Origin of the sequence: Tepidimonas sp., assembly GCF_046292505.1 — a bacterium.
Lineage (GTDB): Bacteria > Pseudomonadota > Gammaproteobacteria > Burkholderiales > Burkholderiaceae_C > Tepidimonas.
In genome coordinates this window covers 1-649 of record NZ_JBKBQX010000201.1, presented here as the reverse complement: position 1 = coordinate 649, position 649 = coordinate 1, and the positions used below count along the sequence as shown (strand labels likewise).

Annotated in this window: 1 protein-coding gene; it reads left to right on the top strand. The window is 66.4% G+C overall.

All coding sequences use genetic code 11. The features are described from left to right. The coding region (locus tag ACK4TH_RS12750) for a PolC-type DNA polymerase III (RefSeq protein WP_409626975.1) at positions 1-649 on the top strand (649 nt) is incomplete at both ends.

The following is a 649-nucleotide window of genomic DNA, read 5'->3' as shown; positions in this document are numbered from 1 at the left end:
ACAACGAGGGCTTCTTCCGGTTCGCTCTGCCGATGGTGCCCGCGCTCGATGCCGAGGCGGTAGCTGGTGAAGCCTCCGACGGCCAGAGCCGCCCCGAGTATTTCGACTTCGACCTGTTTGCCGAACGCGAGACCGCGACCGCGCTGCTCGACCGGCCGCTGACCAGCTTGGTGTACTGCGTGTTCGATACCGAGACCACGGGCCTCAAGCCCTCGGAAGGCGACGAGATCATCCAGCTCGGCGCGGTCCGCGTCTTCAATGGCCGTGTCCTGCGCCATGAGTCCTTCGAGCAGCTCGTCGATCCCGGCCGTCCGATTCCGCCCGCGACGATTCCCATCCACGGCATCACACCCGACATGGTGGCCGGCCGCCCGCGCATCGAGGCGGTGCTCCCGGCCTTTCACCGGTTTGCGCAGGACACGGTGCTGGTGGCACACAACGCGGCGTTCGACATGAAGTTCCTGCAACTGCTCGAAGCCCGGACGGGACTGCGCTTCGAGCAACCGGTGCTCGACACCTTGCTGCTGTCGGCGGTAGTGAACCCGCAGCAGGATTCGCACCGGCTCGAAGCCCTGGCCGAACGCTTCAGCATTCCAGTGCTCGGCCGGCACACGGCTTTGGGCGACGCGCTGGTCACCGCGGAAGTCCT